This is a genomic window from Turicimonas sp. TL08 (assembly GCF_054660695.1).
Map to the genome: position 1 here is coordinate 104,427 of NZ_BAAGDP010000009.1, position 13,901 is coordinate 118,327.

15 protein-coding genes are annotated in these 13,901 nt (G+C 44.5%); 7 read left to right on the forward strand and 8 right to left on the reverse strand.

What is annotated here, in order from left to right:
• Nucleotides 1-3 precede the first annotated feature (3 nt).
• Together ACYQ4O_RS06390 and ACYQ4O_RS06395 are read left to right on the forward strand one after the other, a co-directional pair.
• Complete coding sequence (locus ACYQ4O_RS06390) at nucleotides 4-885, forward strand: ATP-binding protein (protein WP_460175112.1); 882 nt, start codon at nucleotides 4-6, stop codon at nucleotides 883-885.
• Nucleotides 875-1,273, forward strand: coding sequence for a (deoxy)nucleoside triphosphate pyrophosphohydrolase (locus ACYQ4O_RS06395; protein ID WP_460175113.1), 399 nt, complete (start codon nucleotides 875-877; stop codon nucleotides 1,271-1,273). Before ACYQ4O_RS06390 ends, ACYQ4O_RS06395 begins: the two co-directional genes overlap by 11 nt.
• On the opposite strand, the gene ACYQ4O_RS06400 is transcribed toward ACYQ4O_RS06395, so the two are convergent.
• From ACYQ4O_RS06400 to coaE, 3 genes are all read right to left on the reverse strand, one after another.
• On the reverse strand, nucleotides 1,260-1,490 hold the full coding sequence (locus tag ACYQ4O_RS06400) for a DNA gyrase inhibitor YacG (RefSeq protein ID WP_169711908.1): 231 nt from the start codon (nucleotides 1,488-1,490) through the stop codon (nucleotides 1,260-1,262). The two genes, ACYQ4O_RS06395 and ACYQ4O_RS06400, sit on opposite strands and share 14 nt — an antisense overlap.
• 6 nt (nucleotides 1,491-1,496) lie before the next feature.
• Nucleotides 1,497-2,270: a cell division protein ZapD gene (gene zapD / locus ACYQ4O_RS06405; RefSeq protein WP_308513256.1), complete on the reverse strand. Its 774-nt coding sequence runs from the start codon at nucleotides 2,268-2,270 to the stop codon at nucleotides 1,497-1,499.
• A gap of 151 nt (nucleotides 2,271-2,421) precedes the next feature.
• A complete protein-coding gene (gene coaE / locus ACYQ4O_RS06410) occupies nucleotides 2,422-3,033 on the reverse strand; it encodes a dephospho-CoA kinase (protein WP_308513257.1) in 612 nt (203 codons plus the stop codon).
• Nucleotides 3,034-3,255: 222 nt separating this feature from the next.
• Here coaE and ACYQ4O_RS06415 point away from each other — a divergent pair, with 222 nt between their 5' ends.
• On the forward strand, nucleotides 3,256-4,008 hold the full coding sequence (locus ACYQ4O_RS06415) for a 4Fe-4S dicluster domain-containing protein (protein WP_308513258.1): 753 nt from the start codon (nucleotides 3,256-3,258) through the stop codon (nucleotides 4,006-4,008).
• Nucleotides 4,009-4,075: 67 nt separating this feature from the next.
• On the opposite strand, the gene rbr is transcribed toward ACYQ4O_RS06415, so the two are convergent.
• Together rbr and ACYQ4O_RS06425 are read right to left on the reverse strand one after the other, a co-directional pair.
• Complete coding sequence (rbr, locus tag ACYQ4O_RS06420) at nucleotides 4,076-4,615, reverse strand: rubrerythrin (protein WP_308513259.1); 540 nt, start codon at nucleotides 4,613-4,615, stop codon at nucleotides 4,076-4,078.
• A 95-nt stretch (nucleotides 4,616-4,710) separates the two neighbouring features.
• A complete protein-coding gene (locus tag ACYQ4O_RS06425; RefSeq protein WP_460175114.1) occupies nucleotides 4,711-5,793 on the reverse strand; it encodes an RloB family protein in 1,083 nt (360 codons plus the stop codon).
• Between the two features lie 307 nt (nucleotides 5,794-6,100).
• Between ACYQ4O_RS06425 and ACYQ4O_RS06430 the strand changes: the two genes are divergently transcribed.
• Both ACYQ4O_RS06430 and dcuC read left to right on the forward strand, forming a co-directional pair.
• Nucleotides 6,101-7,579, forward strand: a complete 1,479-nt coding sequence (locus ACYQ4O_RS06430; RefSeq protein ID WP_308513261.1) for an argininosuccinate lyase — start codon at nucleotides 6,101-6,103, stop codon at nucleotides 7,577-7,579.
• A 25-nt stretch (nucleotides 7,580-7,604) separates the two neighbouring features.
• Complete coding sequence (dcuC, locus tag ACYQ4O_RS06435; protein WP_308513262.1) at nucleotides 7,605-8,948, forward strand: C4-dicarboxylate transporter DcuC; 1,344 nt, start codon at nucleotides 7,605-7,607, stop codon at nucleotides 8,946-8,948.
• A 49-nt stretch (nucleotides 8,949-8,997) separates the two neighbouring features.
• On the opposite strand, the gene ACYQ4O_RS06440 is transcribed toward dcuC, so the two are convergent.
• Nucleotides 8,998-9,960 (reverse strand): LysR family transcriptional regulator, encoded by a 963-nt coding sequence (locus ACYQ4O_RS06440; protein WP_460175115.1) that lies wholly within the window; start codon nucleotides 9,958-9,960, stop codon nucleotides 8,998-9,000.
• Nucleotides 9,961-10,119: 159 nt separating this feature from the next.
• Complete coding sequence (locus ACYQ4O_RS06445) at nucleotides 10,120-10,392, reverse strand: DUF6429 family protein (protein ID WP_460175116.1); 273 nt, start codon at nucleotides 10,390-10,392, stop codon at nucleotides 10,120-10,122.
• A gap of 382 nt (nucleotides 10,393-10,774) precedes the next feature.
• On the opposite strand from ACYQ4O_RS06445, the gene ACYQ4O_RS06450 reads away from it, so the two are divergent.
• Both ACYQ4O_RS06450 and ACYQ4O_RS06455 read left to right on the forward strand, forming a co-directional pair.
• Nucleotides 10,775-12,484, forward strand: coding sequence for an FAD-dependent oxidoreductase (locus tag ACYQ4O_RS06450; protein ID WP_460175117.1), 1,710 nt, complete (start codon nucleotides 10,775-10,777; stop codon nucleotides 12,482-12,484).
• 72 nt (nucleotides 12,485-12,556) lie between these two features.
• Nucleotides 12,557-12,916, forward strand: coding sequence for a cytochrome c3 family protein (locus ACYQ4O_RS06455; protein ID WP_308513265.1), 360 nt, complete (start codon nucleotides 12,557-12,559; stop codon nucleotides 12,914-12,916).
• Between the two features lie 68 nt (nucleotides 12,917-12,984).
• On the opposite strand, the gene ACYQ4O_RS06460 is transcribed toward ACYQ4O_RS06455, so the two are convergent.
• Entirely contained in the window at nucleotides 12,985-13,779 is a 795-nt protein-coding gene (locus tag ACYQ4O_RS06460) for a TonB family protein (protein WP_460175118.1), read from the reverse strand.
• Nucleotides 13,780-13,901: the final 122 nt, after the last annotated feature.

The following is a 13,901-nucleotide window of genomic DNA, read 5'->3' on the forward strand; positions in this document are numbered from 1 at the left end:
TCTATGAGCCAAAGAAAAGAGTTTTATGAAAGGTTTGGTCATTTCATCGAAAAGATCGAACCTCTTCTGCCTCCTTCTCCTGATGAGATTGACTGGTCTAAACCTGCCTTCCGTTGGAGACAGAAAAGTTATTTCGGCGTGGAGCTAGGAACTCTGGAACCTATCGCAGAAGTTGCATTCGTCGATCCAAAAAACATTCAGAACGTCGAAAGACAGAAGGAGATTCTTTTATTGAATACCGAACAGTTCGTGAAGGGACTTCCGGCAAACAATGTATTGCTGACGGGTGCAAGAGGAACCGGAAAATCTTCATTGATTCGTTCGTGTTTGTCTAAGTTCTATCCTGAGGGCTTGCGTCTCATCGAAGTCGATAAGTCTGATCTGAAGTATCTCGGAGAAATAACAGCTTTGGTTCGGACTCGTCCGGAGAAGTTCATTATCTTCTGTGATGACTTGTCCTTTGAGCCCGGGGAGGCGGCTTATAAGGCTTTAAAAGCGATTCTTGACGGTTCTATCTCAGCCTCGAGCGAGAACATGATTATTTATGCAACTTCCAACAGACGTCATTTAATGCCTGAGAAGATGCAGGACAATTTGGACTGCGGCATGGATGAAACCGGATTAATTCATCCTGCGGAAACGGTGGAAGAGCAAATGTCCTTATCCGAAAGGTTTGGACTTTGGCTCAGTTTCTATCCTTTCAGTCAGGAGGAATACCTGAGGATTGCAGAAGGTTGGACAAGACACTTTAACGGGCCAATCAATGAAGAATGGAAGGTAGAAGCTTTGCAGTTTGCCTTGCAAAGAGGTTCTCGTTCCGGACGAGTCGCTTATCAGTTCGCAAGAGATTGGACCGGCAGAAATAAGCTCAAGGATGACAAATAAGAAGTTTACGGAAGTTGTAGTCGCGGCACTGATCAACAAGGAAGGAGAAATTCTTCTTTCCAGCCGTCCGGAACCAAAGGTCTATGCCGGTTATTGGGAACTTCCCGGTGGCAAAGTTGAAAAAGGAGAGAGTTTGGTGCAGGCCCTCTCCCGGGAACTCGAAGAAGAGTTAGGCATCATTCCCAAAGATTTTAAAGAGGTGGATTGCGAAGAATTTTCCTATCCTCACGCAGATGTGTGCCTTCATTTTTTCAGATGTACTGACTGGGAAGGCAGTATCACTTGTAAAGAGGGACAGGAGTACGGGTTCTTTTCTGAGAGTAATCTTCCTGATCCTATTCTGCCGGCAACAGTGCCGTTACTGCCTTCTTTGATTAATGCTCGATAGATTTTTTGGTATGGATTTTTCCTTTTGCCAAAGAATCTTTTGAGATATCCAGATCGTCGTCGCCTTCAATGGGACGTCCGTGAATTACGTAATCCTCATTAGCCCATGCGCCTAAATCAATAATTTTGCATCTCTCACAGCAAAACGGGCGCCATGGGTTTTTATCTGAATACTCAGTCATCTTTCCGCATTGCGGACATTTAACTTGGATAGCCATTTTTCTTTAAATGTTGCAGATTCCCAATTTAAAAGGAATATCTTGAGAAATTGCGCCCGTGACGGCGGGTTTATCAAAAGATACCGGTATAAAGCGTACAGAAAGCATATACCGGTTGGCAGAGACTTTCGGAACAACCTCGTATTTTGGGTCTACGTAAATCTGTAAAAGTGTGAAGGTTTTACCCTGAAGATCTTTCTGATATCCGCCTTTTGCAGCAATGGCTTCGGTGACTTCAGCACTTCCTCTAAGAAGCTTAAGAATCAGGTCGATACCTTGGTGATAAGGTTTTAAGGGAGCTATCCAACCCTGAAGGTCTGCTTTTCTTCTTTCTGCCGGTAAATTAAGCCAATGGTGGTAGATAGGGAGATCAAACTCACAGGTGCCGGCGGGAATGGAAGAGCGCTGAGCGAGAAGCTTAAGAAATTCGTTTAAGGTCGCCAAATGAGAGATTCGGATTCCAACACTAGTAAGAGCGGTGCGGCAAGCTTGAATCTCATTGAGAGTGTTCTTAAGAGAAGACTGATCGACATTTGGACTGGAGGCAAGAGGAGACAGATAGACTCTAAACCTTTCTAGTTCCTGCAAAATATCATTTTTTTGATCTCCGCGGTTTGTTACTTCTTGGATTTCAAAATATTTTCGTATTGCAGCTTGATGATCTTGCGGAAACTCCTGTTCGGCAAACCATTCCAATTGTTTAAAGAGATAAGAAAGTCTCAGAAAAGTACGAGTCTTTTCTGTAGACGGAAACTCATATCTCAAAAGATCATTACTCATGTGTTCTGTGACCCTATTCACCACTTAATAATTTAGCATACCGCCAAGACTAAATATTAAAAATCAAGTCGCCGAGCATACAAATAAAGGGAATTTTTAAAAGTTTGCATTCTAAATAACAAAAGCCAAATAGAAGTACGGATAGTCTTATTTAGGCCGATTTTGGGCAGAGTCCCGATAGCTTTAAATAAATTTGGTGTAAGTGCAGAATCTCTTTTTTGAGGTAGTCTCTTTCACTGTAATTGAAAAGCACATCGTCTGCGAAAGATAGTTTGTCCCGAACCGAAGACTGACTATCGATAATTTTTTTTATTTCTGCAGGCTCAAGTCCGCTCCTATGCTTTACTCTGCGAATTTGTTCTTCTTCCGGACAGTCCACCAAAAGAATTCTGTCGCAAAGCCGAATCCAACTTGAATCTTTATTCATCAAAGGGACAGCGAGAATGGAGTAGGGGCCGTCTAAATTTTGAATTTGACGTTTAACCTCTTCACGGATAAGAGGATGCAGAATGCTTTCGAGTTTCTTTCTTTCATCGGAAGAGTTAAAGACCTTTTCTCTCATAAACTTTCTATCCATGCTTCCGTCAAGAGCAATAGATTTCGGGCCGAAGTTTTCTAAGATCAAAGAAATTGCACTTCCGCCCGCAGCTGTTAAATTCTGAGAAATAACATCGGTGTCAATAATTTTTATGCCAAGCTCGGCAAAAAGATCGGAGACCGTTGTTTTGCCGGAGCCGATTCCGCCAGTTAGTCCGATTAACAAAGCTGCACCTTAGATGTTTAGAGAGTTGACTAATTGTAGTCGAGAGGAAAACGAGATGGACCAGCAACGAGTTCTCGTAGTACCGGCACTCGCTCCAGAGAACGGATAAAAGCGGCGTATAGCTCTCGCAATCCCGATAAGGAAAATCAGCATTTGCATTCTTCAATACAAGGAATTTCTGAGAAAATATCAATATCCTCAACCTAAATCAAAAAAACAAATATGCTCTACTGCCTTTACTACAGCCCGTGCGGAAGCACTCAAGAGTATGCCGCCAAGGTTGCTGAGACCTTCGGTCCGAATCCTATTTACGTCGATCTAACACGTTCTGATGGTCCTCTCGACTTTCAGAGAGAAGACATTGTTATTTTTGCTGCGCCGGTTTATGGTGGACGGCTTCCGGTTCCTTTGGCAGAAAAATTGCAGCGCATGCGCGGAGATCTATCACTCGCGATCACTATGGTTGTGTATGGAAATCGAGCTTATGACGATGCTTTATTAGAACTGAATACCATTCTTGTTGGCGAAGGTTTTGAGGTGTTCGCCAGTGCCGCGTTTGTGGCCCGACATGTTTTCCATCCGGAGGTTGCCGCTGACAGACCGGATAAACAAGACTTCCAGGAAGCAGAGGCGTTTGCTAACCGCGCAAAATATAAATACGATGAGATGGATTACTCAGAGCCAAAAGTACCCGGCTCTCAGCCATATCGAGAATTTACCGGAATGCCGGTGGCACCGATAGCTGATCCGGTCTCTTGTTTTAAATGTGGGACTTGTGCGACCAACTGTCCCGTCGGCGCTATTTCAAAAGAGGATCCGACTCAGACTGATGCTCTGAAATGTATTGATTGCATGCGCTGTGTGCAGAACTGTCCTAGTCAAGGAAGGGCACTTCCGCAAAAAGTGCAGGAAATGCTTTTGACAAAACTTTCTCCGTTGGTCGGAGTGAGAAAGGCTAATGAGTTTTTCTATTAATTAACCAAACAAAAGGCCGGCGGTCATTCGACTCGTCGGCCATTATTCCTAATTCAGAACCGTTGAATTAGAAGTTCTTTTCCTGCAACTGGAAGTAGGCTTGCGGGTGGCTGCAAACCGGGCAAACTTCTGGAGCTCTTGGGCCCATTACCAAGTTGCCGCATTCTCTGCATTGCCACATAACGATTTCGCTTCTTTCGAATACTTTCTGCATTTCGATGTTGTCGAGAAGCTTCAAGAAACGTTCTTCGTGGTGTTTTTCGATGGCGCCAACGCCGCGGAACTTAGCTGCTAATTCAGGGAATCCTTCCTCTTCAGCTTCTTTGGCGAATGTGTCATACATGTCGGTCCATTCGTAGTGTTCTCCGCCTGCAGCTGCTTTCAGGTTTTCAGCTGTGTTGCCGATACCTTGCAATTCTTTAAACCAAATCTTAGCGTGGGCTTTTTCGTTGGAAGCGGTTTCTTCAAAAATGGCAGCGATTTGTTGGAATCCTTCCTTCTTAGCTACTCCTGCAAAGTAGTCGTATTTGTTGCGGGCTTGGGATTCGCCGGCAAATGCTGTCCAAAGATTCTTTTCAGTTTTTGTCCCTTTTAAAGACTTAGTCATGAGTTCTCCTTAGTTTGAAAGAAGTAGTTAACGGTTGGCTCATTCTACACGCTCGGCACCAAATCGTTAATACGCAAATTAGCGTATAGAAGTAATCAATTAGGAAAGTAGTTTTTGACAATTTCCGGTTTGGTTTTCTGAGAGATGTTCGTAAGAAGTTTTTTTAGGAAACAAACCATAAATTCTGAATTGTCATCGCTAATTGTTTTAGAACTTTGCACGGATCCTACCAGGCTCTTGAAACGATTGAATTCCTGTGTTGACCATTTAGGAGGAGTTTTGTTTTTCTTCGCTACAGGTTTGGCCTTTGCCAGCAATGCCAAAGCAGCAGTACGAGAATAAGGTGAATATTTAATCAAGCGTTCAATTAGAAGCGGGATTGCGCTTCCATGTTGAGCCGGATTGGTTCTGTTTTTGCAGTTGTTCAGTGCGAATGGAAGATGAGTAGAAAAACGAAAAAAAAGATCCGGAGCAGTTTTGCTATAGCCTGTAGAGAGAGACCTGAGTTTGGCAAAGCAGTCTTCCGGAGAGACGTGAAACTGGTATGTGACTTGCGTAAGGACATTCTCAACGTGATCACCATTTCCGGCTTCAACCCACGACTTCCTTTCAATTTCTTCTTTTTGTGTCCTAGGCAGATCTTCGTCCTTGAATTTTTCGCAGTGAAGTAAGAACCAATACTCAATGCACGGATTAGACCAAGCTAGAAAGATTCCATTGGAATTAATTTTGGGCATTTCGGTCAGGCTTTTATATCCGGGATGTCCGTCTTTGTCGAAGACAAACCAGAGTTCCTGGTTGAAGTCAGGCTTGAATTGCTTTTGCCAAAGGAAATTATTCGTAGCTGGAATAAATTGAACTTTTGGATCGCCGCCGTTGTAAGAGGAGATGGCAACATTATTGGTAAGACCGAGGATTTTGATAATTTCCGACAGATAAATCAGCTCCGTTTTACCTTCGCAGAGAATAGTGAGAAACGGAATTTTCTTTTGTTTGGATTTCCACTCTCGAAAAATCTGTTGTCGAATTTTTTCATCCTCGATTTTCCAATCGAATTGGTATTGTTCTTCAGGATTTTCTTTTAACGGACAAAAAGAAATTTTGCATAGAAGAGGCGAGCCAGACTTTGCACTCGAGTACACGTTATATGAGTTGTTGTTATTTTTCTTGAATCGCATAGGAGGTCCTTTTTCTATATTTTTCTCGCCCCCTGCGACAAATAATGACAAGTAAAGGTTGAGCTTCAATAAGTATATTCCCTTATATGATGAGAAAATACACATAGTAAGAATAATAAATCCCTCACTTAATATTTTTGATTAACTTTGTATGCCATGTTTTTCTATGAATATAAAAAGAAAAGCAGAATAACTAAGTCGATTCCAAGAATTATTTGAAGAAATATTGAACGTTTTATTGTTTAAAAATTCATTTCGATCTTCGAGCCCTCAAATTAGACTGAAGGAAACAAATTTGAGGTACCTTATGACAAATTCTCGAATTCCTTGGGGACCGGATACGCTAAGCCCAACCAGTGAAGAGGCAGCTACTGAGACTTGGCAGTATTGGCAAAACAGAATAAACCGAGCCTCTCTAGTGATGTTAAGCGAACAGAAAATTCTTTCTAGAGAGCAAACGAAGAAGATTGCAGAGGCACAGCGAGAAGCTGAGAAAGAGTTAAATGCGCCGGGGGCATCTCCAATTTTCGATATCATGCCTCTCGAAAAACTTCTAATCAAACATTGCGGACAAGAAGCAACTCTCATTCATACCGGAAGAAGTCGCCAGGATATTTTCGCCACACTCAACCAAGCTCGTTTAAGAAGAGCAGTTATCGATACTTTTGACGAACTGAACAAATTAAGAAAGCAGCTGTTGGCGATAGCAGAGTGCAATGTAGAAACATGGATGCCGGCTTATACCAATGGTGTCCAGGCAATGCCCATAACTCTAGGATTCTATCTCTGGGCATTTTTGGAATCGTTCGAAAGAGATGCAGCTAGACTTAAAGAGGCCTGGGTGCGTGTAAATCAGTGCGCGCTGGGAAGCGGCGTCCTGGCTTGTTCAGCGTGGCCTCTTTCAAGAGAAAGATTGGCCGAGTTACTTGGATTTGATGCACCTATTATCAATGGATTGGATAGCTCTCAAGTAAGCCTTTTCGACATTCCATTGGAGGCGGCTTCAATTGCATCCAATATCGCCGTAAGAATAACGGTACTAATACAAGATTTGGCTCAGCAGTATTCTCAGACCAGGCCCTGGATTATGTTGGACGATTCGGATGCTTACGGATCATCGGCAATGCCTCAAAAAAGAAATCCCGGAATATTGAACAAGACTCGGGCCCGAGCCTCGGACGTAATTGGCGCCACCACCACAGCTTTTTTTAGAGCGCACAACCTTAATCTCGGGATGTATGACAACAAGGAAAGTGTGCTTGAAGACAATGCCAAGGTGTTTTCTTTGACTGTATCCATGCTGGCTCTCACTACGCAGGCTTTTTCTATGCTGCGCGTCAATAAAGAACGTGCCTTAGAAGAACTGGAAAATGACTGGACATGCACAATGGCATTGGCTGAGGCCCTTCAAATGCACTACAAGGTGCCTTTCAGGGTTGGACATAACTTCGCTAGCGATGTGGTGTCAAAAGGGCGCAAAAACGGTTGGCTTCCCAACAATATTCCTTTCGAAACGGTTCAAAAAAGTTATGAAGAAATAACAGAGAAATTGGAGGGGAAAGCCCTGAGGCTGCCACTTTCCGAGCAGGAATTCAGAGGTTATCTCGCGCCTGAAAATGTTGTGAGGTCCCGCATCGGAACCGGAGCTCCTTCACCTTTAAGTACTTCTAAAAACTTAATTTCAATTGCCAAACAACTCGAGCAGGATGAGCTTTGGCTAAATAAGAAAAAGCAAGACCTCTCAGAAGCTGCAATCAATTTAGATACAGCGTTTGCAAAGTTATAAACCTAATAAATCTCAGGAGACACATATGATCTGGATTGGATTAGCAATAGTTATCGTTACTTTTTGGCTCATATATAAGAATTATGAAGCTCGTCTCGTTTTGTGCTTATCAGGCATTGTGATGGCTTTGATAGGACAATACGTTTGCGGATCAAATGTTACTTTAAGCGCTGCTGTTGACGCTTTCATCAAGCAGCTGGTAAATGGCGGCTTAGTGCCGACCATCGTAACAGTAATGGGCTTCGGATATGTCATGACATTCACAAAGTGCTCAGATCACTTGGTCAACTCTCTGGTTAAGCCTTTGAAATACGTACCGGCGATTGTTATTCCAGGTGCAGTATTAATTACGTGGGTGCTGAATATCGTCCTTCCTTCTGCTGCCGGAATTGCTGCGGCTGTCGGTGTACTGCTGGTGCCGGCTCTGATCGCCTTAAAAGTTAGACCTGTAATGGCAGCATCTGCAGTGTTCGCAGGAACCTGGGGTTCGGTCGTTAGCCCGGGCTTGATGTTTAATCCTCAGATTGCCGACATAGCATTCAAAGCAAAGGAGATTGGTGCTCCTGATGCGATGATCGTCATCATGCAAGAGTTTTTGCCTTGCGCAATTGGTGCGCTAGTCGTCGCTGCCGTGCTCGCTCTCATTTGCATGTTCTTGAAGGAAGGCGTGGGCTCAACTCAATTATCTACCGCCGGAGACGCTTTGGAAGGAGGGTTGGCAGAAGAGACCGAAAAGGATTTCAAGGTAAATCCTATCTACGCCGTCGTTCCTGTCGTTCCTCTTATTCTTCTTGTTTTGGCTTCAAAGCAAGTAGGAGTCTTACCCACAAAAGCATTTTCTGTTCCGGTTTGCATGCTTATTGGTACAGCGATCGGTTTGATTGTTGCCATTATCAACAAACAAAAAATAGGCGACTGTTCCAAACGTTTCTGCCGAGGCGCCGGTGACGGATTCTGTGACGTTGTCATCCTTATTGCTGCAGCTGCATTATTCGCTGCCGGTATGAAATCAATTGGTCTTACCGGAGCGCTGGTTGACTCCATGAAGGGTTCTCAGTCAGTTGCTATGTTCGCTGCTGCGGCTGGCCCATTTGTCATGGCCGCAATTTCCGGTTCCGGAAATGCCGCCGCTCTGGCTTTCAACGAAGCAATTACTCCTCATGCTGCAGATTTCGGCTTAACCATTGTGCAGTTGGGTGCGGTTGCCCAAATTGCAGCAGGTCTCGGCCGTACAATGTCTCCAGTGGCAGGCGGCGTAATTATTCTTGCAGGATTGGCTGGCGTTAATCCAATGGAAATTGCTAAACGAACAGCAATTCCCGTTATCGCAGCCTTAGTGGTTACAACTTTCTGTATGTTCGTTTTCTAAATTATTTCCTTTTGAAAGCCTGAGCTGTTACCTGAAGAGCTCAGGCTTTCTAGTAAACAATGAAAGGAAATTTTTCTTGGACGAGCCTCTTCTGCTCTCCCTCTATTTCTCTTCTTCTCATCACATACCAATCGATAAAGGTTTGAACTCTTTTAAGTTTATGAGCTTCTAAGGTGGTGCCAATGTAATTATCAAGATTGGGAATATGCCAGCCGTTGAGAATTGGGACCAATTTCCCGGCGAGGATTTCTTGGTAGCAGTGATGCAGAGGCATATCCAGCACTATTCCGCAGCCTTCAAGCGCAGCCGTTTTGGCTAACAAAATATTGTTGAACCGAATTTCGGATTTCCAATGGATCGTTTCTTGGAGGGATCCTTTTACCAAGACGGGAGAGAGAGGTCGGACTTTGCCGTTATAAACCACTCCGGCGTGATCCACGAGTTGAGTAGGCGAGGTTGGAGAACCATAGCGTTCCAAGTAACTTGGCGCTGCACAAGGAATGAAAAGAGAGCGTGTCACCCAGTGTTCGACGAGGTGCGGATTATTGTTTGGTCCGTAATAGAGCATGACATCGCTTTGGCCGCACATTATGGCTTTCGGATCATCGTCACCAATGACATCAAAAGTCACTTTTGGATGAAGCTTTTGGAATTCGGCAATCAACGGAACGATTTGAGTTTGAAGAAAGCCTGGCATGGCTCCGAATCTAATGTTGCCGATGGACAGCTGCTGGGAGGCTGTTAAGTCAACGATGGTTTTATCCAGAGATTCCAGTAACGGTAAAATTTCCTTTCTTGCTTGGGTACCGGCAAGAGTAGGTTTTGCGGTTCGGCCAATTCTTTCAACCAGCTCGCAACCGACTTCGCTCTCCAAGGCCTTTATCATGCGAGAAAGTTGTCCTCGATCGATTCCATTTTCATCAGCAACGCGACTTACGGAACCTTCCTCAAAAACTTTGAATAAGAGTTCCCACATTCCTAAATGTTTGGATTTCCATTGATTTGTTAGCATGAAACACCTTAGGACAACCAAGATCAGAAATCATTCTAATTCAAAGACTCATTTGCATAGGAGCATAAGAATCAATTGATTGAGTCTTTCTTTAAGTAAAAGTTCTCATAGCAAAACGAGAGCTTTTTTAGCAGGAGAAGAGCTTAACTGCTATGAACGCTATTTTGTTGTCAGATGTAGTGCTTCCAGGAGTTCTCTTGCTTTTTTTACGCCTTCTTCGGTCAAGTATCTCGTATGTGTTCTTCTACATTTTGGAGGAAACACACAGCCGTCTTCAATTAGCTTATCCATAGCATTCCAGTCATAACTTTTCCAAGCCGAGTAAATTTTTTCATGAGTTACCGGAAGCTCTTCGCACCTGCTAGTGAGATACAGGAGGACGAGAGTCAAGTTCTCAACGAGAGTTTCTTTAGTCGTTTCGTTCAGATTCATCAGAGGTTCTCCAAGTTAAAGATCATGATAAAAATCTTTTTTTTCTACAGGGGAGGATCTTCCCGCAATTGAGTACAACATGGTTTTCTATGAAAAGACTTTGTTATAAGAAATAGGAAACCATCAATTTGGAATGCAACAAAAGTAACTAATTGTTTCAAAAGTAAATGGAGAGGAGAAAGAGAAGGGAGAAATTGCAATTGCATTTCTGAGAAAAATTGTTTGAGGCTACGGGCAATTTCTTAAGCCCAACTTAAAAATTTTACTCTTCTCTTTTGGTCAAATCAACCGCACTTTCTCCCTTTACGCCCCCTTTGTAACCGTGTAAATTCAAATACGTAGCTCAGTGAGCTATCTCAAAAAACAAAACAAGGAGAAATAAATGACCAATATCTCAAGACGTGGTTTCCTTAAAACATCTGGCGTAGGCGTTGTTGCCACAGTCGGTACATTTACCGCTGCAACCGCTTCTGCTCAGCAGCAAAAATGGGATAAGGAAGCTGACGTTATCGTTGTAGGTTTGGGTGGTGCAGGCGCTGCTACAGCTATCACTGCTGCCGACAACGGTGCTGATGTTATCGTTATCGAAAGACAGCCAGCCGCAACACTTCGCTCCAATACCCGTATGTCTGGCGGTATCTTCCACTGCCCGGATAAATCAGGCAATAAGGCAGCATTGAAAGAATATGCTAAGGCCATGTTCTCCGGCGAAAACATTCCTGGAAAACTCGAAGGCGAACAGCCTCAGGTTTCCGACGGCTTGGCCGAAGCTTGGGCCGAATACACTCCGGGCCTTCTTGACTGGATGAAGAAGCAGGATCCGAAGTTCCAAGCATTTGCTACTCCGGGCTTCAAGGGCGCAGCTTTCCCAACATTCCCGGGCGCTAAGGACTGCGGCTATCAGGTTTATCGTTCTTCTTATCCTGATCGTATTCCGGCAGGTTTCAATACTCCTTGCTACAACGGTCCTAAGGAAAAAGCAATTTCCGGTGAAGCTTTCTGGCTTTGCTTAGACAACGGTATCAAGAGCCGTGCCGACAAGATCAAAGTTGATTACGAAACTCGCGGCCGCGACCTTGTTCAGAACGATAAGGGTGAAGTTATCGGCGTTATCGCAGAACAGAACGGCAAGAAAGTTGCTTACAAAGCACGCAAGGGCGTTGTTCTCTGCTCCGGCGGTTACGAATACAGCCTCCCGATGCGTCAAGCATTCTTGGAAGGTCCGGGTGTTGAAGGCTGGGCATTCTACGGCACAACATTTAATGAAGGCGACGGTATCGCTATGGGTCAGAAGGCTGGCGCCGGCATCATGAAAGCCGGTAAGGCTGCTTCCCGTATCATTATGCCTGCTCCTGTACGCCATAACGGCATGCGTTTGGGCATGATCACTCCTGCTGTTGGTTCCGGCCACGCTATCGTTGTTAATAACTACGGTAAACGTTACGCTGCTGAACACAAAGTCACTAAGGATCCAAGCCGCTACTTCTTCTATAAAGAAGCCGTTAAGTTTGATATCGACAAACTCGACTATCCAAACAGCCCGTCTTGGTTCATCTTTGACGAAACTCTCCGTAAGAGCAAACCTCTCGTAGGTCTCGGCATCTCCACTCCGGGTTATGGCTTTGTTGATTACGGTGCAGCCGACAACAGCGACGCTGTTAAGAAAGGCTGGATCCTGAAGGCTGACACTATCGAAGAACTCGGCAAGAAGATCAAAGCTATCAAGGAAAACGGCAACAAGATGGATCCTGCAGCTCTTGCAGAAACCGTTAAGAACTACAACGCTGCTTGCGCAGCAGGCGAAGATAAAGAATTCGGACGCCTCAAGAGCACATTGCAGCCTGTTTCCGACGGCCCATTCTATGCTGTTCCTCTCGTAGCCGGCGGCCCGAATACTAAGGGCGGTTTGGCTGCTAACGCCAAGCGTGAAGTTCTCGATTGGAACCTCCAGCCGATTCCTGGCCTCTACGCTGTCGGTGAAATCGCTTCTGCTCTGAAGTTCGTTTATCAGGGCGGCGGAAACTTGACAGAATGCTTAGTATTCGGTCAGGTTGCCGGTAAGGAAGTTGCAAAACAGCCTAACCGCGGATAATCACTTTCTCTGAGTAATAGTACAGTCGGCCGTGAACCTAGTTTCCGGCCGATTGTGTAAAGGAGAACTAAATTGAAAACCAAGCTTGTTGTTTTATTTTTTGGCGCTCTTCTTTCATTTAGCGCTATCGCCCAGGACAAGCCGCAGTTCCTAGGAGATCGTCACGTTGCGCGCGGAGTTCAGTGCCAAGTATGCCACGGACCGCAAATTTCGGCCCAGCTCAAAGAAGATGATCAAAGACATGAACCATGTGTTCAATGCCACGGGTTCTATGATCAAGTAGCTAAGAAGACCACCCCGGCGAATCCGGAAGAAATGAATCCGCATAGCCAGCATGACGGTAATCTGCCATGTTCAACATGCCACAAGGGACACAAACCAAGCGTTAATTATTGCGCTGAGTGTCATTACTACAATTTCAAGGTGCCCTAAACAAGCTATTGTTTCTCATTTCAATTGCGCCTGTTCTCGGGCGCTTTTTTGTGGAGAAAATAGTGATCCTATCCGTTCACCAGCTCAAATTTGATAGGGACTTGGATTTCAATCCCTGAATTTGGAATGTTGAAGTTTGTGCCGATCAGCTGCTGGGCTAATTGATTGGAAGCTCGGTCAAGAACTCCTTTTCCGGATGGAACGGAAAGGGTAGCGGAGATAATCCTGCCTTCTTTATCGAATCTGAATTTCGCATGACAAGTTCCTTCAGTTGCGCTTCGAATCGCAGCTTTCGGGTATTTCTTCTTTTTTTCTATCAAGGCAACTAAAAGGGAAGCAAGTTTGTTTTTTGCCTGTAGTTCAGAGGTGCTACCCGCTAATGAGGCTGGTTTTATAGATTCGTTTGAAGAAGGCTTAGCCTCAGAAAGTTTACTGTTTTTAACCGGTACTGGTTTTGCCACAGGCTTGACTTCTTTTTTTCGAGGCTCTTTGGGAACTACTTTTTCCTTTACTTCTTTGACCGGCGCTATCGGAGGAGGAAGCTCTGCCGTTTTAACGACAGGAGGTTTCAGTGGAACAACTTCGGATTCTTTCTGTTCAGGAGGAGTTTCTACTTTTATGTCGGATTCTTCAGCTAGAAGACGTTTAACAGGTTCTACACGTACCGGTGGCGGAGGAGCGGGTTCTTCAAACTGCACAAAGTTCAGTTCGATTGTCGGAAGGGCGGTAACCGGAAGTGGTTTCGCTTGAAAAGGAAGAGTAGCCAAGTAAACGGAACATACACAAGCGGTAATAATGAAAAGCCGAGCTATGTTCTTGGCTTTTCTTATGCCGTTTAAATCCAACTGAGTAGAGGTATTCATCTAACTTCTCCAAGGATACCTCGGGTTTCAACCCGAGGAGGAATTGGACAGCTTTTCCAACTGTAGGAATAACCATCCGAGTGTGTAATTAATCTGCAATAGCGATAGGAAATACCTTGTAT